The sequence below is a fragment of the Pandoraea horticolens genome (genome assembly GCF_902459555.1).
Taxonomy (GTDB): Bacteria; Pseudomonadota; Gammaproteobacteria; order Burkholderiales; family Burkholderiaceae; genus Pandoraea; species Pandoraea horticolens.
In genome coordinates, this window is sequence record NZ_CABPSM010000012.1 from 87101 (window position 1) to 113637 (window position 26537).

Sequence of the window (26537 nt, forward strand, 5' to 3'; positions counted from 1 at the left end):
TCGCTCTCCTTCCCACCGCCCCCTCTAAGGTGCAGATCGTCATGTCTAGCTCTACTGCTTCCCGATTTCGTAATCGCGCACTTATCGAACGACTCGGCTTGCTGACGCCGATTGTTCAGGCGCCAATGGCCGGCACATCCACGCCGGCGCTCGCCGCTGCGGTCTCCAATGCCGGCGGCCTCGGCTCGATCGGCGTTGCCGCGATGAACGCCGAGGCGGCACGCAAGTCGATCCACGACACGCGCGCCGTGACCCGCAAACCGTTCAACGTCAACGTGTTCTGTCACGCGCCCGCCAAGCGCGACACTGTGCGCGACGCCGCCTGGCTCGCCTACCTCGCGCCGGAGTTTGCCCGCTTCAATGCCACGCCACCCGCCGCGTTGAGCGAGATCTATGCGAGCTTCGTCGCCGACGAAGCCATGTTCGCCATGCTGCTCGAAGAGCGCCCGGCGGTCGTCAGCTTCCATTTCGGGCTGCCGTCGCAGGAAAAGATCGACGCGTTGCACGCGGCCGGGATCACGCTGTTCGCTTCGGCGACGAACCTCGCGGAAGCCCGTGCTATCGAGGCGGCCGGTGTCGACGCCATCGTGGCGCAGGGTTACGAGGCCGGCGGCCACCGTGGCCGCTTCGAAGATCTGGGCGACCGCGTGCCGACCGACGACGAGCAACTGGGCACGCTGGCGCTCGTGCGCCTGATCGTCACCCACACGTCGGTGCCGGTCATCGCCGCAGGCGGCATCATGGACGGCGCTGGCATTGCGGCAGTCCTTGCTCTGGGCGCGCAAGCCGCGCAACTTGGCACGGCCTTTGTCGCCTGCCCGGAATCCTCGGCCGATGCGGCGTATCGAGAGCGGCTGACCGGCGCGAATCCGCCGCGCACCGCGCTGATTCGCGCAATCTCAGGACGTCCGGCACGCGGTTTCGTGAACCGCCTGTATGCGCTTGAGCAAACGGCCGAGCGCCCCGACCTGCCCGCCTATCCCGTGACGTATGACGCGGGCAAGGCCATCAACGCTGCCGCCAAGACGAAGGGCAACAGCGAATACGCCGCGCAATGGGCCGGTCAGGCCGCGCCGCTTGCTCGCGCCATGCCTGCCGCCGAACTCGTGGGCGTGCTGCGTGCAGAACTGCACGAGACGCTCGACGCACTGCGCGATCTGGCCGCTACGTTCTGATCGAGGCCCCATCCATGACATCAACTGCACGCATCACCCGGCGCCTCGGTATGTCCACGCCGATTATTCAGGCGCCGATGGCTGTGGCATCAACACCCGCACTGGTCGCGGCGGTATCCAACGCAGGTGGCCTCGGTTCACTCGCCGTCGGCAATATGGATGCCAATGCGGCGCGCGAAGTCATCCGCCAGACGCGCGCGCTGACAGACCGGCCCTTCAACGTGAACGTCTTCACCCACGTACCGCCGCAGGCCGATGCCGCCCGCGAAGCGGCGTGGCTCGAGTACCTCGCGCCGACGTTCGCTCGCTTCGACGCCAAGCCACCTGCCTCGTTGCGCGAAATCTATCTGAGCTTCGTCGAAGATGTGGCGATGTACGAGATGTTTCTCGAAACGCGCCCGGCCGTCGTCAGTTTTCATTTCGGGCTGCCGTCGCAAGCATGGATAGAGGCACTGAAGGCCGTCGGCATCGTGCTGTTCGCCTCCGCGACCAACGAGGAAGAAGCCGCTGCCATCGAGGCGGCCGGCATCGACGCGATCGTGGCGCAGGGCTGGGAAGCCGGCGGACATCGCGGGCGCTTCAACGACGAAGGCGACCGCCAACCGAGCGAGGATGAACAACTGGGCACCTTCGCGCTGGTGCGGCGGGTGGTCGCCCGCACGTCGCTGCCAGTCATCGCGGCGGGCGGCATCATGGACGGTGCCGGTATCGCCGCAGCGCTGGCGCTCGGGGCGCAGGCCGCCCAAATGGGCACCGCCTTCGTGCCATGCCCAGAGTCTGGCGCCGACGCTGCCTACCGCGAAGCGTTGCTGAGCGGACAACCGCCGCGCACCGCGCTCATCCGCGCGATTTCCGGACGTCCGGCACGCGGTCTGGCAAATCACTTCTGGGCATTGGAGCAAGTGCCCGGCCGGCCGGCCATCCCCGACTATCCGATGACGTACGACGCCGGCAAGTCGCTCAACGCCGCCGCGAAGGCGCACAAGGAAAGTGGCTATGCGGCGCAATGGGCCGGTCAGGCGGCACCTCTTGCCCGCAGCCTCCCCGCAGCGCAATTGATCGACGTCCTCACACGAGAGACCCGTGAGGCCATCGCCGCCGCAACTGCCTTCGCGCAGTGACCGCGCTGCAACACGGACGAGCGAGGTGGTCAACATGAATCGCAGGCCTCGCCCGAGATAGCCCTCTCGAAAAACACAACGGGCAGCCACGCAGGCTGCCCGTTGCCGTTAATGCGCCTGACGCGAGGTCAGTGACTGCCGCCCAGATAGGCGGCGCGCACCTTGTCATCGTTGCGCAGGCTACCTGCCGGGCCGTGCACAGAAATGTTGCCGTTCTCCAGCACGTAACCGTAATCGGCGACTGCCAGCGCGGCCGCGGCAAACTGCTCCACGAGCAGCATCGTCACGCCTTCCGATTTCAGATTGCCGATGATGCGGAAGACTTCGTCGACCAGAATCGGCGCCAGCCCCATCGATGGCTCGTCGAGCAGCACGATGTCCGGGCGCAGCATGATCGCACGCGCCATCGCGAGCATTTGCTGTTCGCCGCCCGAGAGCGTGCCCGCCAACTGATTGCGCCGCTCCTTGAGGCGCGGGAAGAGATCCATCGCGCGCTCCAGATCGGCGGCCACATCGCCGCGCGGGCGGCTACCCGTCAGGCGAGGGAAAGCGCCGAGCCGAAGGTTGTCCGTGACCGACATGGTGGCGAACACGCGACGGCCTTCGGGGGAATGCGCCAGCCCCAGCTTGGCGATGCGGTGCGAGTCGAGCCCGTCGATACGCTTCTCGCCCAGCGTGATTTCACCGGAAGTCGGCTTTATCATGCCCGACACCGCACGCATGGTCGTCGTCTTGCCTGCGCCGTTCGATCCGATGAGCGTGACGACCTGGCCGCTCGGCACATCGATGTCGATGCCGTGCAGCACCTGCACTTTGCCGTAACCGGCTTGCAGATTACGAATGGAAAGCATAGTGGTTCCGTTTATCCGTCGTGGCCGCGGTACGCACGCCGGGCCTTCCCCCGCCGTGCACCGCATGCGCGAATGTCGTCAGTGCGTCGTCGTGGCGCCGCCCAGATACGCCTCGATCACCTTCGGATCGGCCTGAATCTGCGCTGGTAGCCCCTCGGCGATCTTCTGTCCGAAGTCGAGCACCGATACCGTCTGGCATGTGCTCATCACCACGTCCATGTGGTGTTCGATCAGAATGACCGTGATGCCGTGATCCCGAATCTTGCGAATGATCGCGAGCAATTCACGAATGTCGGGGGCGGTGAGACCCGCGGCCGGTTCGTCGAGCAACAGCAAACGCGGGTCGAGCGCCAACGCTCGGGCAATTTCCAGCAAACGCTGTTTGCCGTACGGCAGGTTGCGCGCCTCTTCGTCGGCGAGCGACGACAGACCTACGAAGTCGAGCAGACGCATCGCACGCGCACGCGCTCCGTCTTCTTCCCGCCGATAACGCGGCAGACGCAGCGAGACATCGACCAGCGTCGAGCCGAACGTGTGATGCAGACCCACCAGCACGTTTTCGAGCGCCGTCATCTCCCCGAAAAGCTGCACGTTCTGGAACGTGCGCGCCACGCCGGAAAGCGCAATGTCCGACGACGTCCGGCCGGCCAGCGACTGCCCGGCAAACTCGATGCTGCCGGCCGTCGGCACATAGATGCCCGTCAGCACGTTCATCATCGTGCTCTTGCCCGAGCCGTTCGGGCCGATCAGCCCATGAATCGTGCCGCGCTTGACGGTCAGATCCACTTGATTGAGCGCCTTCAGGCCATCGAACTGCATGAGCAACTGCCGCACCTTGAGCAACTCGTCCGGGCCGCTGCCTGCGGCCGCCAACACCGGATCGGTATCGCTTGCGGCGGTCTCGTCGACCTGCGTGGCCGAGACGGTCAGCGTGCGGCGGCGATGCAGAACGCGCGAGCGCAAGAAGCCGACGATGCCGTCCGGCAGGTAGTACACGACGAACAGAATCATCAGACCGAAGATCGTCAGACGCCAGTCCGTGATGCTGTCGCGCCACCAGGTCACGCCTGCGAGCGCAATCGTGCCGACGATCGGTACGGCCGCCTTGGCAAGCGAGGTGCGTCCGCGTGCAATGGCGGTCACGGCCACAACCGTGGTCACCGCTGCGATGATCGTGGCGACGATGCGGAAGATGCTGATGTCGTCGAGCAACTGCGGCAGCAACACAATGATCGCCGCGCCCAGCAGCGAACCGCTGCGCGTCTTGCGTCCGCCCATGATGACGGCCAGCAGGAACAGAATCGTCAGCTCGAAGTTGTACGTGTTCGGCGAGATGTACTGCTCGGAATACGCGTAAAGACTGCCCGCCAGACCGGCAAAACCGGCGCTGATCACGAACGCATACACCTTGTAGCGGTACACCGAAACGCCCATACAGTCCGACGCCACCGGCGAATCGCGCAGCGCTTCGAAGGCGCGTCCGAGGTGCGACTTCAGAATCCGGTGCGCCACGAGCATGCTCAACAGCAGCAACACGGCGACGAGCCAGTAGTACTCGACCTCGTCGATCGGATGACCGCCGATGACCGGCTTCGTGAGCTTGATGCCGAGTGGCCCAGCCGTGAGGAAGTCCATCTCGTTGATGAGAATCTGGATGATGGTGCCGAAAGCCAGCGTCACCATGGCCAGATACGGACCGATCACGCGCAGCGCGGGTAACGCGAGAACTGCGCCGAACGCCGCCGTGACGAGAATCGCGGCGGGAAGCGCCAGCCAGAGCGATAGTCCCAGCTTGGCGAAGAACACCCCCGCCACATAGGCGCCGATGCCGAACAGGCCTGCGTGACCGAGCGACACCTGCCCGGTGTAACCCACGACGATGTCCAGCCCGAAGAGCAGAATCGCGTAGATCATGATCGTCTCGATCATGTGAATGTAATACGGATTGCCGACGGCCATCGGGAAACCGAACAGCGCGGCAATGCCCACGATTGCCGCCAGCTTCGCGGTCACGCCCAGGCCGCCGAGATCGCCGGCCCTGCGGGCGGTAGAGGTCTGTGCGGTCATGGTTACACCTTCTTGATGGCGGTCTTGCCGAACAGGCCCGCCGGCTTCACGGCAAGCACAAGCAGCAGCAGCACGAGACCCGGCACGTCTTTGTAGCCGGTCGAAATGTAGAACGCGGTCGTCGTCTCGGCCACGCCCAGGATCACACCGCCCACGAGCACGCCCATGCCGCTCGATAACCCGCCGATGATCGCCACGGCGAAGGCTTTGAGCCCGAGCACCGCGCCCATCGTTGCGCCGGTAAGCGTCAACGGCGCGACGAGCACGCCCGCAAAGGCCGCCGCCATGGACGACAACGCATACGAGAAGGTAATCACCAGGCTGGTGTTGATGCCCATGAGCCCAGCGGCATCGCGGTCGTTTGCCGTGGCCACGACGGCTTTGCCGTAAATCGAGCGGCGGTTGAAGAATTCGACGGCGGCCATCATGAGCAGCGCGCCCACCACGACAAGCAGTTCCATCGGCAGCACGTTTGCCCCCATCAGGCTGATGGGCGACTCAGGCAGCGGCGACGGGAATTTCAGGTCGTCGCGTCCCCAAACGTTTTCCGCGACGTTACGGAAGATAATGCCCAACGCAATGGTGGACATGATCCAGCCGAACTCCGATTTGATCCGCAAGGCGGGCTTCACGCCGATACGTTCGACGAAGGCGCCCTGCACGAGACCGAACAGGCACACGATGGGGATCATCAGCCAATAGTTCAGACCGAGGGTGTCGACCAGGGTAAGGCCGACCAGTGCGCCAAGCATCAGCGCTTCGCCCTGGCCGAAGTTCAGGGTGCCGGACGTCGCAAACGTCAGTTGGTAACCGAAGGCGATCACGGCGTAGATCATCCCCAGCGCGATACCGCTGTAGATGAGTTGAATCAGGATGGTCATGCGGTCCTCTCTCGCGAGTGCGAGCCTACGAGCGATGCACGGGAGGCATTCGATGCGGGTTGCCTCGCGCCGGTCCCGAGTGCCGGCGTCTGGCCCAGGTGCGGCGACGGCGCGCGTGCTGTGCCCGGACACCCCGTTGCCGGGGGCCGGGGCACCAGCGACGCACGCCGTCGTTCACCTGTCATGGCTGCAAAACGCAACCGGAATGCTGCGTTGGGAGGAAAGTGCGGCTTACTTCGCAGGCGCCTTTTCGCGCACCTTGCTGCCGGCCTTCAGATCCGCGTCGTAGCCATACACGACACGGCCGCCCTTCACTTCGCCGATCACAGGGATGTTGGCGGTGATGGCGTCGTGATCGTCATGCGTGAACGGGTGCTCGTAAGTCGTGACCACACCTTCCACCGGCGTCTTCAGGTCTTCGAGTGCTGCACGCACCTTCGGGCCGTCCGTGCTGCCGGCCTGCTTGATGGCCGCAGCCAGCAGGTAAATCGAATCGTAGCCCTGCGCTGCCGAGACCGCAGAGTCGATACGATTGTTCTTCGGCTTGAACATGGCCAGATAGGCGTCGATGAACGCCTTGCGCTTGGGTGTATTCGGTTCCTGAATGAACGTCTGCGGCATACGGGCGCCTTCGCCGTTGGCGCCCGAGTTGTCGATGTAGTTCGCCATCGCGAGCGTCCAGCTACCGACGATCGGCAGCTTCCAGCCGAGCTTGCCCATGCCGTTGGCAATCTGCGCCAGTTCCGGGCCGATACCGTACGTGAGGATCACGTCTGCGCCAGCTTGCTTGGCCTTGAGCAACTGGGCCGTCATGTCGACGTCCTTGATGTTGAACTTCTCGACAGCAACCGGCGTAATGCCCTTCGCCTTGAGTGCCTTCTCCAAGTCCTCGCGGCCGAGCTGACCATAGTTCGTCGAGTCCGCGAGAATCGCAGGCTTCTTGAAACCGCGACGCGTGATGGCTTCTTCCACGATCATCGGCGCCTGAATACTATCCTTGGCCGAGTTGCGGAAGACATAGTTGTCGGGGTACTGGGGCGGCTTGAACTGTTCGGTAATGACCGTGCCCGTGGCCACGTTATTGAACACCGGAATCTTGGCGTCCTGGTAGAAACGCTGCGAAGCGAGTGCCACGCCGGTGTTGATGTAGCCGACGGTGGCAACCACCTTTTCCTTATTGATGAGTTCCTGCGCCACTTGCACGCCGCGTTCGTTCTTGGCTTCTTCGTCGCGCTCGACCAGCAAGATCTGACGGCCCAGCACACCGCCCGACTTGTTGATTTCCGACGCCGCGAGACGCACGCCATCACGCATGGAAACGCCCATCGACGACGAGCCGCCGGTGAACGGGCCAGACACGCCAATCTTGATCGGATCGGCCGCAATGGCCATCGAGGCGGACAAGGCGAACGCGACAGCGCCAGCCATGAGATTGAATCGGAATTGCATAAGGGTCTCCTTCGGTGCGATGCGTTTCGATATGACGCTTTTGTGCTGCGATTTCCTGATGCCGCAGGCCCTGCCGTGGAATGCGCGAATCACGAGTTGTCTCTCTCCCGCCGCACCGCCCCGGTCTTGTAATTCGTGTCAGGGCGATACCGTAAAGCACGCTTCGAACGACCAACCTAGCGCGCCGATTATGTGATCGCTGAGTTTCGCCCGCAAAGGCGGGAATACCCCTACGGGGGCGCGGGTTTGCGCCCCGTTATCGCCGTTTGACGCGGGTTTTCAAGGGGTTTTGCAGCGCGCGCCATGTATGGCGCGTGTCGGGACATCGGCACGGAGTGCCAAAGAGTTCGACTCGGAAGACAGGTCGTAAGGCAGATGTAAGCGATGGCGATTAGTCGCCCGGCGCAACCACTTCGCGCGTGCCGTTCCGCCCCATCGGGCTGACCAGCCCGGCTGCCTCCATCTGCTCGATGAGGCGTGCTGCGCGGTTGTAGCCGATGCGCAATTGCCGCTGAACCGCCGAGATCGACGCACGGCGCGAGTTCAGCACGAATGCCGCCGCCTCGTCGTAGAGCGGGTCGGCTTCGGCATCGCCAGCCGACTCGCCGAACAGGTCGGCCGAGGCAGCGTCGCCCGGGTCGCCCGCGAGAATCGTGTCGTCATACTCAGGCTCGCCGTACTGCTGCCAGTGCTGGACGACGCGGTGTACCTCGTCGTCGGCGACGAACGCACCGTGCACGCGCTGCGGATAACCCGTGCCCGGCGGCAGAAACAGCATATCGCCCTGCCCCAACAACGATTCCGCGCCCATCTGGTCGAGAATCGTGCGCGAATCGATCTTCGACGACACCTGAAACGCGACACGCGTCGGAATGTTCGCTTTGATGAGGCCGGTAATGACGTCAACCGAAGGCCGCTGGGTGGCGAGAATCAGATGAATTCCCGCCGCACGCGCCTTTTGCGCAAGCCGGGCGATCAGCTCTTCGATCTTCTTGCCCGCGACCATCATGAGATCCGCCAACTCGTCGATGACCACCACGACGAACGGCAGACGGTCCAGCGGCTCCGGTGCGTCGGGGGTTAGCGAGAATGGATTGCTGACTTTCGTGCCCGCCGCTTGGGCGGCGTCGATTTTCTCGTTATAGCCGGCCAGATTGCGCACACCGAGTGCGGACATCAGACGGTAGCGCTTTTCCATCTCGCCCACGCACCAATTCAGGGCATGCGCAGCCTGTTTCATGTCAGTGACGACCGGTGCGAGCAAGTGCGGAATGCCGCCATAGACGGACAGTTCCAGCATCTTCGGGTCGATCATGATGAGCCGTACGTCGTCTGGCGTCGCCTTGTAGAGCAGCGACAGAATCATCGCGTTGACGGCCACCGATTTACCCGAGCCGGTCGTGCCCGCCACCAGCAGGTGCGGGGCGCGTGCCAGATCGGCCACGACAGGCTCACCCGTGATGTCCTTGCCCATGGCAAGCGCAAGGTACGAGCGATGCGTGTCGAACACCGAGGCTGTCAGAATCTCCGACAGACGAATCATTTGCCGCCGCGCGTTCGGCAGTTCCAGCCCCATGCAGGTCTTGCCCGGAATCGTTTCGACCACACGGATCGAACTCACGCCCAGCGCACGCGCCAGATCCTTCATGAGACCAACGACCTGCGCGCCGCGCACACCCACCGCCGGTTCGACTTCGAAGCGCGTGATGACCGGCCCCGCCGATGCACCGACGACCGTCACCGGCACCTTGAACTCGGCCAGACGCTGCTCGATCAACTGCCCCACTGCGGCGAGTGCCTCGTCGGAGACGACGTTGGCGACGTCCTGCGCAGTCGCAGGCGATAAGAGATCGAGCGATGGCAGATCGTAATCGATGGCAATGCGCGGTGGCGGCAACACATACGGCGTATCGGCCGAGAAGCTGGCGGCTTGCGGCTCAGTCGGACGCGTCACGGCGAAGGGTGCCGATGCTGCGAACGTCGGGATGGCAGGCATGGCGACCGCAGGCGATACGGATGCCGTCGGTGCGAGAGGTGCCGCATCGTCGTGCGCTTGTAACGCCTCGTCAGTGCGCGCCCAAGTGCCATCGGCACGCAAGACGTAATGTGGCTTCGACGACGGTTCCAGCGACTGCGCAGCAGCCGGCACGTCGACGGGCACAGAGGCTTCCGCCCGATCAGCCGACACCTCGGACGGCTCGGCGAGCGGCACACTGAGCGGTGCATGGATCGGCGCATCGGGCGCATCGGGCACGCCGACACTCTCTGCAAAAACGAACGGACGCGGTGATGTGGCGACCACCGGGGCAGGCATCGAGATCGGCCCGACGGGTGCGGCAACGGTCGTGTCGGCGAGCCTTGCCGCCGGTTGCAGTTCGTCCACGATATCCCGTGCGGGCTGTGTTTCGGCGATGGCGACTGGGGCCTCGCCATGTGCGCTGTCGTCCATCGCTTCGTCCGCGACGCGCTCATCGCTCACGAACGCACCTTCCTGACGATCGGCGGCGGGCGCGGGCATCACCAGCGCCGACGTGGAGGCATTCATCGCATCGAGCGAATCGGAAGCGGACCACTGACGCAAATCGCGCAGCAAGGCTTGCGCCTCGTCGCGCAATGCCGCGAGGGCCGCGATGCGCGCCTGCTCAGCAGCGCGCGCCGCCTCTTGCTGCGCGAGCAGCTCCGGCGTCGGGCCGCCCGGCAACACTTCCTCGGGCGTGATGTCGGCGTCTTTTGCCGACAGATCGACGGGCGAGAACTCAGAGAATCCGGCGGACAGCGGTGTCGCCGCATCGCTCGCAGACCACAGCGCGGCGCCACGGATCATCGGCGCGGCGGGACGTGCAGCGTCGGCCGGCGGCACGACGGGCGGTACCGGCGACGTGGGTGCCGCGGGCGGGCTTATCGGTGCGGTGGCGTCGGCAGAGGTGCGATTGACGGCGGATGCGTTGGCGCCATTCGAGGCTGGCACGACAGGTGGGGCGCCACGCGGTGGAATATCTTCGAGCCCGAGCTGCGGCTTGCGGAAGGGGCTATGCACAATCGTGCCGCGCAAATGCGCCGGAGCCATGCCCACGGGACGGCGATAGCCTGTCGCACCGGGAATCGACGTCGAGTGCAGCGGATCGAGGGGTGCAGCCGACGATGCGGATGTCACCGGCGCCCTGGACGGCATCGGTGCGGGGCGCGGACTCGCCGGCGATGCCCCGCGCGTCTCACGGGACGGCAGACCCGGTTCGGCGCGTATGAACTCGGTCATGCGCAGCGTATCGCCACGGCTGGGACCTGACGCATAGGCGCCGCGCGGCAAGACAGGGCGTACCCCAGCCGCCACGCTCCCTGCCGCAGTGACGGCCACCGTCGCGGCGGTACCCGCACCTGCACGTCCCGCCGAGGTGCCCTTGCCTGCCGGACGACTTCCCGCGCTGCTCGCAAACGAGGGCTCCGTGCGCGGTGCACCGCGTGCCGTCAACGGCGGCGGTTGCATCGCATCGAGACGTGCACGTTCCTCGTCCGAGAGCTTCCAGCGCGGTTGCGCCGCGAGGCCACGGCGACGCGGCACCGGCTCTTCCGTCAGGCTGCCGACGTTGTGATGCCCTTGACCAAGCGTGGGCGTGAAGCGCTCGCCGCGTTCGCTCGTGTCGAGCGACATCTGTGACAGCCCCCTCGCCGGCTCACGTCCGCCGCCGTCGAAGCGCGATTCGTAGGTGGGCTCGTCAGCATCGTCATCGGCAGGTTTGCCGCGCGAGAACATTCCCCACCAAGTGGTTCCGAAAACCAGCGGAAGAGAAAAGAGGAGAACGACGCCTGCGACGGCCATCGCGAGCGTGCCGCCCAGCGCGACGTGCAGCGCGTGAGAGAGGGACTGGCCGACGCTGCCGCCGGCAGTGGTGTTGTCGCCCGTCAGCGCGGCAAGCGTGGCGCTCGACACCATCGCGAGCGGCACGCCAAGCAGCATACGGAGTGTACCGGGGCCGAAGATTCGTATCTCACCGCCAAGCAGACCCCGTACGCCAGGCCAGCACAATGCCAGCAACCAAAACGTCGACAGTCCGAACCAGCCAAACCCCATAATCGCTCATGCTTCAGGAAAACCCGGAGTGCGATTGTAGCAGGTAGGCCACCGTGTGGCGGGCCTGTCCGCAGGGTCTTTCGCCCCCCGGCGAACATCGGGGCAGCGAATCAGGCGTGACCGTGCGTGCCCGTAGGACGTGGCGCCAACGACGCCTCGATAGCAAGACTCCCCGCAGACGGCGCCTGCCCCGCGGCGTCCGGCACGACGAGGTTCAGGTTCCGGCGGCGAAGCGAACGCCAGTCGACCTTCTCGAAGATATCGTCGCCCAGCGCGCTGACACGCGACAGGTTCTCGACACGCACGCCACGTGCTCGCAAGACCTCGGCCGCATGACGGAACGACGGCTCGATCAGGCTGGCAAACTCGACATCCAGCCGCGTCGGCGCGCGGGTCTGCATCGTCTCGTAGAAGCGCGGTGTCTGCGAAGCGTCGCGCAAATCCACTCCATGAAGGTACATCTGGGAAAAACCCAGCCAGGCCGCGACCTGAAGCGCAAAATACGCCACCGTGCCGCCATGGAAAAAACCGTTATCGATATCGAAGCTGAATCCCATCCGGCCATTCGCGCCCAGAAATGCAGCACTGGCGGCAACTCGCGGGTTCGCTCGCAATGCCTCGGGGGTGCTGGCGGCTTCCATTGCCCGCTTGAAGATGTCGTCCACGAGGTAGAACCGGCAGCCGAACGCCGACGTCGGGAACATCTCCAGCAAACGCGCGAGCACCACCGGCGTGACGAACAACACCAGATCGCGCGCCACGATACGACGCGCCAGATCCGGGCGCTGGCGCACGAAACCGGCGTCGAGAATGCAATAGAAGCTGAATTTGACCGGCGCGTCGTCGGCCAGCGCAACGGCGCCGTTCACGCCCATGACGTGATGCATCGGCAGCGCGTCGTAATCGATGTCCGCGACCGAAGGCCCGCTGGCGACGATGTGGCAAGGCAACCGGCGCAGGCGCTGCAATTCGGTGCGCCGGGCAAGCGGCACATGACGTCCGCGCCAGGTAAAGCGCTCGATGACGCCCATGGCGTCGCGCTCGATACGCGCATGCGGCCACAACCGTTCGTTATGCCGCCACTTCGCCGTATGGCTGTGGCGGTACACGAGTTTGAGAAGCGTCGAGATCATCTTCGTTGTTCTGGTTAGGCTACCTGATTGCGCCGTGCGCATCTTGTGGATACGTGCGGTCCTAACCCCGTTCATGTCGCGTGTCTGTCTTTACCGAGCGCCGGCAAGCGATATCGAACTCCGCGATTTCCCCAAGACGCGGAAGCGACCCGCCGGTGAATGGAGGCATGGCCCCATCACGTCGACAAGTAAATTCTGCCACCTCGGCTTCGCCAAGGACAACATTTATTCCAATTGGAATTCTTACGTCGAGTTACGTCCCGATGACGCAAGAAAAGAAAGTGCTTGACGTCAAAACGCCCTATTCACAAGGCTTTCGAGCGCATCATGCACAGTGGGACAGGGGGTGAAAGGAAATCCGGCGAGAAATGGAGCATTGTGGCAAATGCAGACAATGCACAGCCCTGATCGTCGATTGATGTGGTTTTTGCCGGGTCGTTGGCATGCCGCCGTGGGCCCGGCCGGCGGTTCAGTGCAGTACCGAACGACCGCTTGGGGGCGAGTAAAAGGCCTGCCCCAAGTCGACCAGCAGCGACGCCAATTGAGGATCGCGAACAAAACTTGCAGCGGAGTCGGCGGCGAGAATCGCTTCAGGGGTCTGCGGGCGGGCAATCAGGAAACCCTGCACATAATCGACGCCGAGTTCGGACAGCGCTTCGAGCGTCGCGGCATCCTCCACCCACTCTGCCACGCTGCGAATTCCCAGATTCTTCGCCAGCGCCACAATCGCTTCGACGATCGCCAGATTGGCCGGGTGCGCCGCCATGCTCTTGACGAAGGCCCCATCAATCTTGATCGCGTCGACGGCGAGATCCTTCAGATAGGAAAACGAACTGAACCCTGCGCCGAAATCGTCGAGCGCGATGCGCCCGCCCAATTGATGAATCCGGTCGACAAAGCGACGCGTATTGTCGAGATCGTGAAGCGCCACGGTTTCCGTGATTTCGATACACAGCAAGCCGACGGCGCGCTCGTGGGCCGCCAGCGTCGCAAAGATATCCCGCACGAAATGCTCGTCGTTGAGCGATGCCCCCGAGAGATTCACACACACGAACCGTGTCTTCGAGAGCTGCTCGCGATGCAGATCGATCCAGGTAAGCGTGTTTGTGAGCACCCATTTGTCGATCATGCCGATGCTGCCGTTCTCCTCGGCCGCACTGATGATGCGCGAGGCCGGCACGATATTGCCGTCCGAATCCCGCATGCGCAGCAGCACCTCGAAGTTGAGCGACTCGCCGGGCGACGCCATCTCCATGATCGGTTGCATTTCGAGGAACAGCGTGTTGGGCGTGAGTCCGGCATCGAGCGCGTCGATGAGCCGCAATTCGGCCAGCCGCTCGCGGAATGCCGCAGCGCCGCGCTCATAGACAACCAGTTCGCGGCGGCTCTTCTTCGCTTCGCGGCAGGCGCGGTCGGCAGACGAAATCGCGTCCGGCACCCGCATATCGGCCGTCAGCTCGATCACCCCGGCCGACGCGCGCACTTGAAATGCGCGATCCCCGATCTGGTAAGGCTCACCGGCAATCGCGTCGACCAGCCGGCGCGACACTGCTGCGGCTTCCTTGATCGTCGCGTCGCGAAAGACCACGATGAACTCGTCGCCGCCGGTGCGTCCCACGCTCTGATCCGTCGACAGCCGAGCACGCATACGATCGCATGCCTGACGCAGCACCTCATCCCCCGCCGCGTGGCCGAAAAGGTCATTGACGAGCTTGAAGCGGTCGAGATCCAGATACGCCAGCGCGGCCGGCCGCGCATCGGACAACGTCCGGATCGCCTCGGAAAGCGACTTCTCGATACCGCGCCGGTTCGATACTCCCGTGAGCGGGTCGTTCTCCGCCAGATAGCGCAGTTGCTCCATCGTGCGAGCCCGCTCGGTGATGTCCTGAAGCGAGCCTTCGATTCGTCCGTCGGCGAAAATCGCCTTCACGAGGTAGCGGCTCGTGCGGCCATCGTCGCGTGGCAACGAGAGGATTTCGAGTTCCGATTCTTCGCTGTGCTGGGCGACGTCGAGCAGCATGCGCCACGTGTTCTGGCCAAAGAACTGATCCCAGCGGAACGGCCGCCCCTCGGTGTTGGGAATGCCCAGCATGGTGTGCAACGCGGCATTCCCCCGAACGAAAACGCCCTGATCGTTGAGCGTGAACAGGCCGACAGGCGTCACGTCGTAGGCATTGCGAAGTTCGGCCTGCGCTTCGAGTTTGCCCTGATGCTCCACCCGCATCTGCTCGGCAATCGCCAGCGCCGCCATGAGGCTCGAAAACAGCGCCGCCGTCACACTGTTCAGCGCGGACGACAATGCCCGCGCATTGAACGCGGCGGCGATCACTTCGGAAAACGTGGCAAACAGAACGATGGCCAGCGACGCGCTATACCAGATGGCGACGCGCGAGCGCGTCAGCACGAGAATGCGAGCGAGCAGTATCAGGACGATTCCGATGCCCAGCGCGGCGACCGTCCAGAGCACCGGGATGAAGTGCGCGTACGGCAACGCAATCGCTGCACAACACAACACCACGCCGGCCCATTGCAACGCCATCACCATCCATCGGAAGCCGATAAGACGCAGTTCCCGCTTGAATAGCTGGGTGAAAAGCGAATAGGTGAGCACGTAGTAAATGGCGAAGGTCGCTTTGCGCACCAGGGCGTCCCACTCGGTCGGAATGGCGCGTTCCAGCCACTGTGTGTCTGCGCCGAGCGAGTTCGCCGCGAGCCGCAGATTGCCGATCAGCCATGCTGCGAAGAGCACGTAAAGCCATTCCCTATTGATGATGGCGGTGACCAGCACGAATGCCGAGAGCGTGAGCAAGCCGCCTTCGAGCAGGCCATTGCTGCGGTGGAACTCCCTTTCGGAGATGCGCAATTGAGGCGCCGGCCAGGCAACCAGCGAAAGATGAGCCGGCCCCGAGAACGTGCCCTCGCAAAGGAGCGTCACGGGCGCGACGAGATGTCCGAGGTCGATGGCAAAGCCCGCCTTCGACATGCGGATCGCTCCGCTGACCCCGCTGCGATCCGCGCGGCCGATGGCCGCTGCGTCGGGATCGCGCCAACAGGCAAGCGTTTGCGCGTGGCGCGAAGGGAATTCGATGACGGTGTTCTGCTCGTCGCCCACCGCCGGTACGGTCACACGAAACCAGACCGGCGCCTCGGACAGATGCGTGCTGAATTGCTGAACGACCGGTGCACGTTCTAGCGAGCCCTGCACCAGCGGCGGACTGAACGTTGCGGGAACATCGCCCTGCGCCTGGAAGCTCAACGGCATGGCGCCGCGCACGGCATACTGACTCTCCTGGAACATCAGCACGATGCCCGAGAGCAACATGATTGCCGCAGGAACGGCGTACAGGGAAATACTGCGAAAAAGTTCGTCGACTCGCGCCGTAATGCGCCAACGGCGCCGCGTGCCAGTGAGTTCGGCCAATTCGTCGGCGAAATCGTTCGTAGTGCGGCCGTGATCTTCACGCTCGTTGCCGAGTTCCCCCGCCATATGACTCTTGTGCCCTTATCTCGTTGGTCGCCCCCGCCTTGACTTCCGGACAAGGCGTGCCTCTCGGCTCACCTTGCCGCCCGGGCCGGCCCTGTCCCGTGCGGCCGGTGTTCCGGCCTGCACGGTCAGGTGTCTCTCGCCCGTCCTGCGCGTTACCGCCGTCGCCGCAAAAAACGCTGCCTGCGCACGACGGGATAACGTTAGTTCGAATAACGGCATTACACCGCCAGACTAAAGCCTGATGCTACGCATCGTACCTCGTCGGCACCAAAAGATAAATCCCGCAGATGCGCGTCAATACTGGCTTCACCCGACAGTGCACCCCGCCCATCCTCCTCATCGCCCGGCCCCCCCAGTCGCAAGTCCGGGTGATGTGTCAGGCACATATAGGCAAACAGCGGATGCCCCGCCGCCTGCCAGCGCGTGCGGGCCTGCGCCACGTCCAACGCAAGCACACGATGCCCGATGCCGCCCACGTGCGCCATCGGAATCAGACCCTGCGACGGGAACACGTCGACGAACATCAGTGCTTCGTACTGCCGATGCAATGGCGGCCGCGCCGTAATCACCATCCAGTCGATGCTGGAGAGCACGCAATACTGATAGAACGCCTTGAACAGCGCCGTCTTGACAACGCGCCCTACCGGCCCGGCCGCCACACCAAGACGTGTCGCCTCAGCCAGCGCCACGTTGCCCAGCCACGATGGCAATGGCGCCGAATCCTCCAGATGCAACGACTGATAACGGTTGGTCTGAATACGCATCGTTCCGAGCACGGCGCCGTCGAGCCTTGCGCGGGCCACGAGCACAATGGCGCCCGGCTCGCGATCGCTGGCCTCCGGCTCGCTCAATGTGGCAGCGAGTTCGGGGAGATGGCGTCCGTAGGCGGCCTGACGCATGGCCGCTGCGTCGCGTAATGTCGCTTCATCCCCCGCGATGGTGACGATGAAGGGCAATCGCTCTTCACGCATCGCATTGAGATCGGAAACCGGCGAGCGCGCCGCAGCCGGCGGTGTCGAACGAACGTTACCGGCCGGCCGGTCGGTTTCGGTGACGGAAAGGACATCCGAAGCTTGTGAAAGGTCAAACATGATTGACACTCCTTAAGGTCAAAAGAGGGCGGGTGCCACGCTCGGTCAACCGCCCCGATGCATCGCACCATTCCTTTCTTGATCCGCTGAGGCGAAGTGTCAAGTGCTTATTTCTCTTGGTATTTTTGCGGTTTCCTAAGCGTCTCACGCCCGCCCGGCCTCCCGTTGCGCCAACCACCCGGGAACCCCCGTCGCACCGTGTAAAACCGCCCCTCCCCCGTTTGACCCGCCAGTTGCTACGGCATGGGTGTCACCTATTTGCGACAGTTGCCGTACGAAGAGAGACTCTGGCAAAATACTAAACGTGTTTACTATCTGATACCGCCGGGGCCGCTCAATCGCTGCGCCGGCTTTTTTTGCCCACGACATGTCGAAGATCGATTGGTCGTCCCGTTTCGGCACGCTGGTGCATGACGTCGCGCGCGTTCACTCGCGCCTGTTCGACCGGCGTGCTCGCGGAAACTTCGATCTCACCCGGGCGCAATGCCGCGTGCTGGTGATGCTGCATCGCTACGGCGTGCAGACGCAGGCAGAACTGGCCGAACGCATGGAGTTGACGCCGATGGCACTCGTCAGACTGCTGGACCGGTTGAGGGAGAAGGGTCTCGTACGTCGCGAACGCGACCCGAACGACAAACGCGCGCACCTGCTTTACCTGACAGAGGCTTCGGAGGCGAAGATCGACACGATCGTCGCGTTCGCCAATGTGGCAGAGCGCGAGGCGCTGGCCGACCTCACACCGGCCGAGCGTGCCGAGTTGTCGCGATTGCTGGGCAAGGTGCTGACGAACCTCACGCGTGCCGAAGCCGAATGTCCGGCCCCGGCGCGCCCTTCCGAGGAGGCCGCGCCGGAGTAAGCCGCAGGTGCAGGAGGCCACGCGTGCGAAGACAGACCCCTTCGCATCGTCATAACGACAAGAATAACGATCGACCAGAGGAATTACCGTGTCATCCCCGCAAAAGGCTGACGATCCGGGCAAGCACCGCGCGTTCGTCAGCGTGTCCGTCATGCTCGCGACGGTCCTGCAGACCCTCGACAGCACCATCGCCAACGTGGCCCTGCCCCATATGCAGGGTAGTCTTTCCGCCTCGCAGGACTCGATTACCTGGGTACTGACGTCCTATATCGTGGCGGCCGCCATTGCGACGCCGCTCACCGGCACGCTTTGCGCCCGCTTCGGACGCCGGCGTGTCTTCCTGTGGTCTGTCGCGGGCTTCACGATTGCTTCGGCCCTGTGCGGCATGGCGCAATCGCTCACGGAGATCGTGGCGGCGCGTCTGTTCCAGGGGATTTGTGGCGCGGCGCTTGTGCCACTTTCACAGGCGACCATGCTCGACATCAACCCGCCGCACAAGCACGGCTCGGCGATGGCAATCTTCGGCATGGGCGTGATGGTGGGGCCGATTCTCGGGCCGTCGCTCGGCGGCTGGCTCACCGACAGTTACAACTGGCGCTGGGTGTTTTACATCAACCTGCCCATCGGCCTGATCGCCTTCCTTGGCATTGCCGCCTATCTGAGAGAGCCGCCGGAGCAGAAAGCCGGCAAGTTCGATGTGCTGGGCTTCGTCACCCTGAGTCTGGCCATCGGTCTGTTGCAGTTGCTGCTTGACCGGGGTGAGCAACAGGATTGGCTGAACTCCACGGAAATCTGGCTGGAAATGCTTGGCGCCATCGTCTGCTTCGCATACTTCATCGTCCACACATGGACGGCCGGCGAGCATTCGTTCTTCGACCGGGCATTGCTGCGCGACCGGAACTTCAACACGGGCGTCGTCTATATCTTCGTGGTCGGCATCATCCTTTACGCCACGCGCGCTTTGCTCCCGCCGATGCTGCAAAGCCTGTTCGGCTACCCCGCGATTCTGACCGGGCTGGTCACCGCGCCCTCCGGAGCAGGCACCATGGCCGCCATGCTCATCGTCGGACGGATGATCGGCAAGGTCGACGTTCGCTATCTACTCGGCTTCGGCTTCGCGCTGACCGCCTATTCGCTGTATCTGATGGCCGGGTACTCGCTCACGCTGCGTCCGTCGGATATCGTCTGGCCGGGGGTTATTCAGGGTTTCGGTCTTGGCTTCGTCTTCGTGCCGCTTACCACGGTCACGTTCGCCACACTGCCCGGCACGCTGCGTGCCGACGGCGCGGCCATTTACAGCCTCTCGCGCAATATCGGCAGCAGCATCGGCATCTCCGTCGTACAGACGCTGCTCACGCAGAACACACAGGTCAATCACGCCTCGCTCTCCGAGTACATCACGCCGTTCACACAAGGCGTGGAGACTTATGTGCAGACGTACGGGGCGGCGGCGATGGCCTCGCTCAATGCCGAAGTCACCCGGCAAGCGGCGATGATCGCCTATCTGAACGATTTCAGGCTCATGATGGCGCTCACGCTCGTCGTCATGCCATTGCTGTTCTTCATTCGCGTGAAGAAGAAGGCGCCCGGCGAAGTGGACGAGATGGTGCACGTGGCGGCCGACTAACCCTCCACGGCTTCTACGGCTTGACGCGGCGCACCGGCGCCGCTTGCTTGCCCGGTTGGCGTGGCTTACGAGGCTTGCGTGGCTTCGGCTCCACCCCGATACGCGGGTCCCCGGCAAGGACGTGCGCCGTCAGGCGCCGCGCGACGGATTCGAACTCAGTCTCGCTTTGCGGCAAATACAGCCACTTCCCCAACACCGGGTGCGGGCGCAACACCGGCATCTCGGCCATCAGCGACGCGTGGTGCTCGCGCGACGTGCAAACGAGCAGCCCATCCCACGGGGCGTCACGATCAATGACAGCCAGACATTGCACACCGTGCACATAGGCGACATCGGCACCGAACATTTTACGGGGAATAAAAGTCTCTTCGTTCTCGAAGGGTTCAAAAATCCAAAGCAGTGAATTACTGATAGTCGATGGCACAGTGTTGAATTCTCAATAAATACGATCAGCAAACGCTTCGCGAAAATCATCCTGTTCGCGAAATACATGGCGAATCCGCATTGCCTGCCGGATGCCGTCACCCATTGGACATATCGTTGTTCGAATTCTTAGAGATTCACGAAAAACGTCTAACCATGTGCGTCATGGCATTCAGGCATCATTACGTTTCAAAAAAACAACACAAAAAATAATATAGCAATGCTCTCAATTGTGTTTTTTGAAGAGGCAATCTAATTTGGCGCGACAGGGGATTACCGATCGTTACGGGAGTGTGCCATGCACGCCTCACCGCTCAAGATTGGGTCTCGCCCAGTTCCGATTCATCGCTGCCCACTTCCTTTGCGGCCGCTGATTCTAGCTGTCTCGCTTTGCGTGCCTGGACTCGCTAAAGCGGTTTGCGACAACACGGCACCCGCCAGTGGTACGACCGTCACTTGCACCGGCAACGGCACGAGCGTTACCGCACAAACGGGCAGCACCAACGTGAGTGTGAACGTGACCGGCGGCAGCAACCCGAGAGCGGCCTGACCCGCGACGTGAATGGCAAGGGCCTACCCGCCTCGCTCGAGACCGGATCCCCCATTCCCCTCACCTCGACGCTAGCGTAACCAGTGCAAACAGCACCTCGGCACAGTTCGGCGTCGGCGTGGCAGGACGCTTCAACAAGTTCACCAGCGTGTATGCGACGCTCGGGCTGCGCTGGACCTGGTAAGCGTCAGCCCGCCTGGCGCTTACCGTGCTCGCCCCACGATGCCGTTGAAAATGTCTTCAATCGATACCGCCGTATTCGAAGCGCTTCAATTCAAGGAAATTCAAATCACACGCAAAACGCCATCGGCTTTTGCGCTCATCTATCAATCGAAAACCGTCAGATTTCAAACAATGAAACATCGTATTTGACGGACTATCGAATTTCAATTTTCGCCCCTCGACGTTCGCATCCGTGCGTGATGCGGCAAAGAGACGCTTCAGATATGGCGGCCGCGGCAGAATCCGCGGGCTGACATGACATCTGAGCGCAGCGCGAAGCCTTACCGGACGAAGCAGGTCAGGGCGAGATCGCCTCGCGATCTTTTGCGACCTGATATCGCCCCTTCAATTGCCTTCCTCGTCCTGCACCTTTACACCAACATCCGATAACTCGCGGAGCCACAATGACGATGTGTAATACCTCAATGAAGCAATCACTTCTGTGTCTCGCGGCCGGGGGGCTGCTGGCCTGTATGTCGACAGCGCATGCGCAAACGACAGCCGAAGAAGCGAACAAGAGCAACAATCCGCTCAATCTTGCGCCGGCGTTCAGCATGCAGAACTTCTACGCGCCGTCGATCTTCGGGACCAATACACATACCAATGACTTTCTTTTGCGCCCGACGATACCGTTCGGACCGAACCGCTTCGTGCCTGTGCCGCAGATCTTTCGCGCGACGGTGCCGATCAGTACGCGCCCCGATCCGGCGGGCGGCTACCAGACCGGACTGGGTGACATCAACCTGTTCGACATCTTCCTGCTGGACGCAGGAGGCGGGACGCAATTCGGCGTCGGCCCGTTGCTGACGATACCAACGGCGACAGACAAATCCTTGGGGACGGGGAAATGGCAGGCAGGTCTTGCCGCCGTAGGCGTGCATTCGAACAAGTCTGGCGTGTTTGGCGCGCTGGTCCAGTGGCAGCATTCGTTTGCCGGTCAGGAAGATCGTCCGACGGTGGAGTCGTTTACGGCCCAGCCCTTCATCATCTACAACCTGTCGGACGGCTGGTATCTGCGCTCCACCGCGACCTGGTCCTTCGATCTGCAACACGGCAACTACTACATTCCCCTGGGGCTGGGTGCCGGCAAGACGTGGAAGATCGGTACCACGATCGTCAACGCGTTCATCGAACCGCAATACTCGATGGTGCACTCAGGCAGCGTGCCCAGATGGCAGATCCTAGGAGGTGTGAGCTTCACGTTCGGCCACTGACGGCATGTGGGCCTGCGCCGCCAACGCAAACGCCGGCCCAACGGTTGAAAGTGCGTCACCCGCCTGCCGCAGCACGCAACGTCTGCACTTCGGTGCGAGAATCTGCGGCCGGCATGGCCGTCTCCGGCGTGTATCGCACGCAGCGATTCCGGCCAGCCGCTTTGGCTTGATAGAGCGCGCGGTCCGCCCGCTGCACCAGCGACGACAATTCCCCACGCGAACGCTCGTCACAGGCGATCCCGATACTCACGGTTGCGGCTACCGTTTCCCCCTGCACCATACGGGCGGCTCGCTCGAACGCTTCGCGCACGCGTTCGGCGATCGTCTGTGCCTCGGGCGCGCCCACGCCGGGCAGGAATAGCGCAAACTCCTCGCCGCCGTAGCGTCCGAAAATATCGTCCGAGCGCAGTTGCTGCGAAGCCGTGCGGGCGAACAGCAACAGCACCGTGTCGCCAAACGGATGCCCGTACGTATCGTTGATACGCTTGAAGTGGTCCAGATCAAGCAGCAGCAAGGCTACCGGCGCGCGTGCCGCGCTATGCCGGCGCATCTGCTCGCGCGCAAGACGCGTGAACTCAAGGCGATTGAACGCCTGCGTCAGGCCATCGCGCGTGGCGGCGCGGTGCAGTGCGATTTCCGAGCGCTCCTTGCCCAGCGAGACCATCAGGAAGCTCGCCACCACGATCAACACCAGCATTTCCGTCGTCGACACCTGCGGGCCGAACCACGTCAGAAACTGTGGATCGCCCGGACCGAGCCACACCAGCGCCACCGCACGCACCGCATAGAACGATCCGTGCAACACGGCAACCACCGCCAACACGATGCTGCTCGGCAGCCGTGATCCCGAGGCCTGCCAGAACTCCTTCGCCGCCATCAGGCTGTAGAACGCCAGCAGGGAGAAGAACAGCACACCGCCGCTCCAGGCATCCAGCGGCCGGGCGAACAACCATGTCCCCCACAACAGCACCGCCGGACCGCCGAACACCGCAACCCATTGCACGCTGCGCGCATAGAAACGTCGCGCACCGCTCCACACCATCGCGAAGGCAAGCGTCGCCACGGCATTGCCCAGCGGATAGAGCACTGCGAGCCGGGAGCTTCGCGCAGCAAGCAGATAAAGAATGGGCGAGAATGTCGCGAGCAGGAAAGCCAGACTCCACCAGCGCGGAGACTCGGCCTCGTCGCGGCGCAACGCGTCGAGCATGAACAGGATGCCTGTCGCAATGCTCAACAGGAAAGTCACAAACTGTAGTGTCGGCAGATCCAGCGTCGGCAATGACAAACCAAGAGCCATGGCTCCGTCCCCCGTACGCGCCACCAATCCTCGGACATGACCGCCCGGAACGCGATGCGCAGTTTGAAGTACGGGGGAATGAAACCGGTCTGAGAGATCAGCGGTTCGATATTCGGGATGGAAAATCTGGCAGCGGCTTGCGCACCGTATGCGGCGCACCGTCTGGCCGCCCCGGTTCGGCCATCGGTTTCTCAGAGACATATCCGGCACGTCGTGCCTGACCACGCGTCGTCCCTACGGCACTTTGGGTTGCGTGCCGCTACGCGTGATGCCGGAATTCGCGGAATTCAGCCTTGCTCCATACCCATGGGGCGGGATTCTAGCACGCCATTTTGAGAGGGCAACCGGCCGTCTGGCCGACCACCTACCGGCGCACCCACGTCTCTTACATTTCCTGTCGACGCCGCGCCGACAACGCGCCCGCCGTCTGAATCACGAGATCGGCAAAGCGTCGCTCGTCGCGCTCGGCATTCCAGCGCACGCGCGGCACCGCAATGTTGATCGCTCCGATGGCCCTGCCGTCCTGATTCACCACGGCGGCCGCCGTCGAAATGTCGCCCATGAAGAACTCGTCTTCCGTATGCGAATACCCCTGCTTGCGAATGCGCGCGAGCCGCTCCTTGATCTTGCGCGGCTGCGTCACGGTGACGGGGGTGAACTGTACGAGATTGGTGCGCGCCAGAATGTCGTCGATCTCGGCGTCGTCGAGCGTGGCGAGCATCGCCAGCCCCGGCGCCGTGCAATACGCAGGCAGACGCGAGCCGACAATGACGTTCGCGTTGAATACGCTGCGGCTCACGATACGCAGAACGAACACGATGTCCGTATCCAGACGCACCGTCAGGTTCGTGGCCTCTTCCGTCTCCGCCGCCAATTGCTGAAGATAGGGTGCCGCGCGGCTCACCAGTTCGTTCGAGACAAGATAGTGATACGTGAAGTCCAGCAGCTTCGGCGAGAGTTCGTACTTCTTGCTCTGCGGGTCTTTGAGCAGATAGCCAAGCGCCGACAGCGTAAAGGTGAAGCGCTGCGCCGCGCTGATGTCCAAGCCCGTCGCCACGGCGATTTCGGAGAGCGAAAGATGGCGCTTCGAGCCGTCGAACGCGGTCAGCACCTTCATCGCCTTTTCGACGGACTGAACGTAGAGTGTGGAGTCGGCTGACGGCGTGCTCACGGCAGCCGGCGTTTCGGAGGCGGCGGCCGCTTTAGCGCGGGTGCGAGGAGTTTTGGTGGTGGCCACGATCGTTGTGAAATGGGGCAGGCAGAGGGCGATTATCTCATAAAAATAACTTTATATCTTATGCCGATAACCGATGAATCATCGTCATTGCCTCGTCGACGACACCGCTGCCCTGCCCCGCCCACATCACTTTGTCGCCGTCATTTCCCATGCATCGCGGGTATCGCGTGAGAGCAGATGCTTGCGAATTCGCTCCGACGGCGTGGTTTCGAAGTGCGCGGTCTCGCGATAGTAGCGTGGCCGCTGGTAGCTGGCGAGCTTATCGGCGGCCCACTGCGAAAGCACCGTCCAGTCGACGGCCTGAGCGTCGCGGAACTGTACGTACAGCATGACATCCTGCTCGCCGATGTCGCTCGCGATACCGATGGCGGCACATGCGGCCACCGCCGGGTGCCGCGCGAACACACGCTCGATCTCCCAGGCAGACACGTTCTCGCCGCGTACCCGCATGCTGTCCGTGCGACGGCCTATGAAGACCAGGCTGCCGTCGGCGCCGCGCCGTGCGCTGTCTCCCGTGAAGAGCTTGCCGTCGCGCAATACCTTCGACGTGGCGTCGGGATTGTCGAGATAGCCCGGCAAAAATACCCCTTCCACCTCACTCGACAGGACGATCTCGCCCGGTTCGCCGTCGGCCACCGGCCGTCCCTCGTCGTCGAGCAGTTCCAGCGTCAGCCACGGCAAGGCATGGCCGATGGAGCCCGGCATGTCCGCGTCGTTGAGCGTGGCGAAGCTCGAACACTCCGTCATGCCGTAGCACTCGCGCAATGTGCATTGCAGACGCGCTTGCGTCGCCTGCCATGCGCTTGCAGACACGCCCGCGCCCCATGCCACGCGCAGGGAATTCTGCGCCGGTTGTGCTTCGCGCGGCAGTTGCATGAGGATGTCGAGGATGCCGCCGAGGTAATGCAGATGCGTTGCCTGCGCGGCCGCACATTGCTGCCAGAAGCGGCTTGCGGAGAATCGCTCTACGACATGCATCTCGACATCGGCGAGAAACGGCAGCAACAGCATTTGTGCGCCGCCGATGTGGCACAACGGCTCCCACAGGAACAGCCGGTCGCCATCGCGAACATCTGCGACGCGCAGCGCAGCCTCGCTGGCAATGCGCATCATGCGGTGCGTGAACAACACGCCCTTGGGTGCGCCCGTCGTGCCCGACGTGTAGATGATGCACAGCACCGACGCAGGTGTGACGTGCGCAGCCACCGGTCTGGCGCCGGCATAGGCGGCGGCTTGTGCCGTCACCTCGGCCAGCAGGCGGCGCACGACGCGCGTCCCGTGATGATCCGGCTGCTGTACGGCAAGCGCCACACCGGCGTTCAGCACCTCGGCGAAGGCCGGTTCCGCGATGAGCAGCTTCGGCTTGGCATGGCCGAGCAGATATTCGATCCCATCGCCCTTCAGACGCGTGTTGACCGGCACCCACACCAGCCCGGACAGCATGAGGGCGTAGATCAGCGCCACCTGCGCCGCGCTGTTGCCCAGCATGACGGCAACCCGGTCGCCCGGCACGAGGCCCTGCGCCGCGAACCACGCCTGAAAGGCACCGACGCGCACCGCCATCTGCGCACGGCCGATGGTTTCGCCCTCGAACACGACGACGGGTTTGGCCGACGCCCCCTGAAGGCCCGCCATCAGCAGCGGCACGACATCGAGCCGGTCGCCCTCGGCGCGCTGGGGAAAGTACTGCGTATAAGGATGTGGCGACGAAGGATGTGAAGACGACTGCGCATTCACCGGCGCAACTCGGGCAACGTTGGACATGGACATACGGAAATCCGCAGATA

General features: G+C 63.3%; 17 protein-coding genes. 5 read left to right on the forward strand and 12 right to left on the reverse strand.

Annotation, left to right across the window (positions count from 1 at the left end; translation table 11 throughout):
- Positions 1-41 precede the first annotated feature (41 nt).
- Both PHO31112_RS18940 and PHO31112_RS18945 read left to right on the forward strand, forming a co-directional pair.
- Entirely contained in the window at positions 42-1175 is a 1134-nt protein-coding gene (locus PHO31112_RS18940; protein ID WP_150621941.1) for an NAD(P)H-dependent flavin oxidoreductase, read from the forward strand.
- 14 nt (positions 1176-1189) lie between these two features.
- Entirely contained in the window at positions 1190-2296 is a 1107-nt protein-coding gene (locus tag PHO31112_RS18945; protein ID WP_150621943.1) for an NAD(P)H-dependent flavin oxidoreductase, read from the forward strand.
- Positions 2297-2424: 128 nt separating this feature from the next.
- Here the strand turns inward: PHO31112_RS18945 and PHO31112_RS18950 are convergent, their stop codons facing one another.
- The 8 genes from PHO31112_RS18950 to PHO31112_RS18985 all read right to left on the reverse strand — a co-directional run bounded on the left by PHO31112_RS18950 (position 2425) and on the right by PHO31112_RS18985 (position 17324).
- Positions 2425-3147 (reverse strand): ABC transporter ATP-binding protein, encoded by a 723-nt coding sequence (locus PHO31112_RS18950; protein WP_150621944.1) that lies wholly within the window; start codon positions 3145-3147, stop codon positions 2425-2427.
- Positions 3148-3225: 78 nt separating this feature from the next.
- Positions 3226-5106, reverse strand: coding sequence for a branched-chain amino acid ABC transporter ATP-binding protein/permease (locus PHO31112_RS18955; RefSeq protein ID WP_150622105.1), 1881 nt, complete (start codon positions 5104-5106; stop codon positions 3226-3228).
- A gap of 110 nt (positions 5107-5216) precedes the next feature.
- Positions 5217-6095, reverse strand: coding sequence for a branched-chain amino acid ABC transporter permease (locus PHO31112_RS18960; protein WP_042115865.1), 879 nt, complete (start codon positions 6093-6095; stop codon positions 5217-5219).
- Between the two features lie 231 nt (positions 6096-6326).
- Positions 6327-7544: an ABC transporter substrate-binding protein gene (locus PHO31112_RS18965; protein ID WP_150621946.1), complete on the reverse strand. Its 1218-nt coding sequence runs from the start codon at positions 7542-7544 to the stop codon at positions 6327-6329.
- A gap of 391 nt (positions 7545-7935) precedes the next feature.
- On the reverse strand, positions 7936-11613 hold the full coding sequence (locus PHO31112_RS18970; protein ID WP_150621948.1) for a DNA translocase FtsK: 3678 nt from the start codon (positions 11611-11613) through the stop codon (positions 7936-7938).
- 110 nt (positions 11614-11723) lie between these two features.
- The gene (locus PHO31112_RS18975; RefSeq protein ID WP_150621949.1) at positions 11724-12746 is read right to left on the reverse strand and encodes a hypothetical protein; all 1023 of its coding nucleotides are present in this window, start codon (positions 12744-12746) and stop codon (positions 11724-11726) included.
- A 469-nt stretch (positions 12747-13215) separates the two neighbouring features.
- Positions 13216-16233, reverse strand: a complete 3018-nt coding sequence (locus tag PHO31112_RS18980; protein ID WP_150621951.1) for a putative bifunctional diguanylate cyclase/phosphodiesterase — start codon at positions 16231-16233, stop codon at positions 13216-13218.
- A 218-nt stretch (positions 16234-16451) separates the two neighbouring features.
- Positions 16452-17324 carry an N-acyl amino acid synthase FeeM domain-containing protein gene (locus PHO31112_RS18985; RefSeq protein WP_150621954.1) on the reverse strand — a complete coding sequence of 291 codons (873 nt, stop codon included), beginning with the start codon at positions 17322-17324 and terminating at the stop codon, positions 16452-16454.
- Between the two features lie 367 nt (positions 17325-17691).
- On the opposite strand from PHO31112_RS18985, the gene PHO31112_RS18990 reads away from it, so the two are divergent.
- Positions 17692-18180 carry a MarR family winged helix-turn-helix transcriptional regulator gene (locus PHO31112_RS18990; protein WP_150621955.1) on the forward strand — a complete coding sequence of 163 codons (489 nt, stop codon included), beginning with the start codon at positions 17692-17694 and terminating at the stop codon, positions 18178-18180.
- Positions 18181-18262: 82 nt separating this feature from the next.
- On the forward strand, positions 18263-19807 hold the full coding sequence (locus PHO31112_RS18995; protein ID WP_150621957.1) for a DHA2 family efflux MFS transporter permease subunit: 1545 nt from the start codon (positions 18263-18265) through the stop codon (positions 19805-19807).
- A 13-nt stretch (positions 19808-19820) separates the two neighbouring features.
- Here PHO31112_RS18995 and PHO31112_RS19000 read toward each other — a convergent pair whose 3' ends face one another.
- Positions 19821-20231, reverse strand: coding sequence for a hypothetical protein (locus PHO31112_RS19000; protein ID WP_150621959.1), 411 nt, complete (start codon positions 20229-20231; stop codon positions 19821-19823).
- A gap of 1196 nt (positions 20232-21427) precedes the next feature.
- On the opposite strand from PHO31112_RS19000, the gene PHO31112_RS19005 reads away from it, so the two are divergent.
- The gene (locus PHO31112_RS19005; RefSeq protein WP_150621961.1) at positions 21428-22216 is read left to right on the forward strand and encodes a hypothetical protein; all 789 of its coding nucleotides are present in this window, start codon (positions 21428-21430) and stop codon (positions 22214-22216) included.
- A gap of 55 nt (positions 22217-22271) precedes the next feature.
- On the opposite strand, the gene PHO31112_RS19010 is transcribed toward PHO31112_RS19005, so the two are convergent.
- From PHO31112_RS19010 to PHO31112_RS19020, 3 genes are all read right to left on the reverse strand, one after another.
- Positions 22272-23513: a GGDEF domain-containing protein gene (locus PHO31112_RS19010; RefSeq protein WP_174995786.1), complete on the reverse strand. Its 1242-nt coding sequence runs from the start codon at positions 23511-23513 to the stop codon at positions 22272-22274.
- Between the two features lie 385 nt (positions 23514-23898).
- The gene (locus tag PHO31112_RS19015; protein WP_246178380.1) at positions 23899-24684 is read right to left on the reverse strand and encodes an IclR family transcriptional regulator; all 786 of its coding nucleotides are present in this window, start codon (positions 24682-24684) and stop codon (positions 23899-23901) included.
- A gap of 192 nt (positions 24685-24876) precedes the next feature.
- On the reverse strand, positions 24877-26520 hold the full coding sequence (locus PHO31112_RS19020) for an AMP-binding protein (RefSeq protein WP_150621968.1): 1644 nt from the start codon (positions 26518-26520) through the stop codon (positions 24877-24879).
- Between the last annotated feature and the right edge of the window lie 17 nt (positions 26521-26537).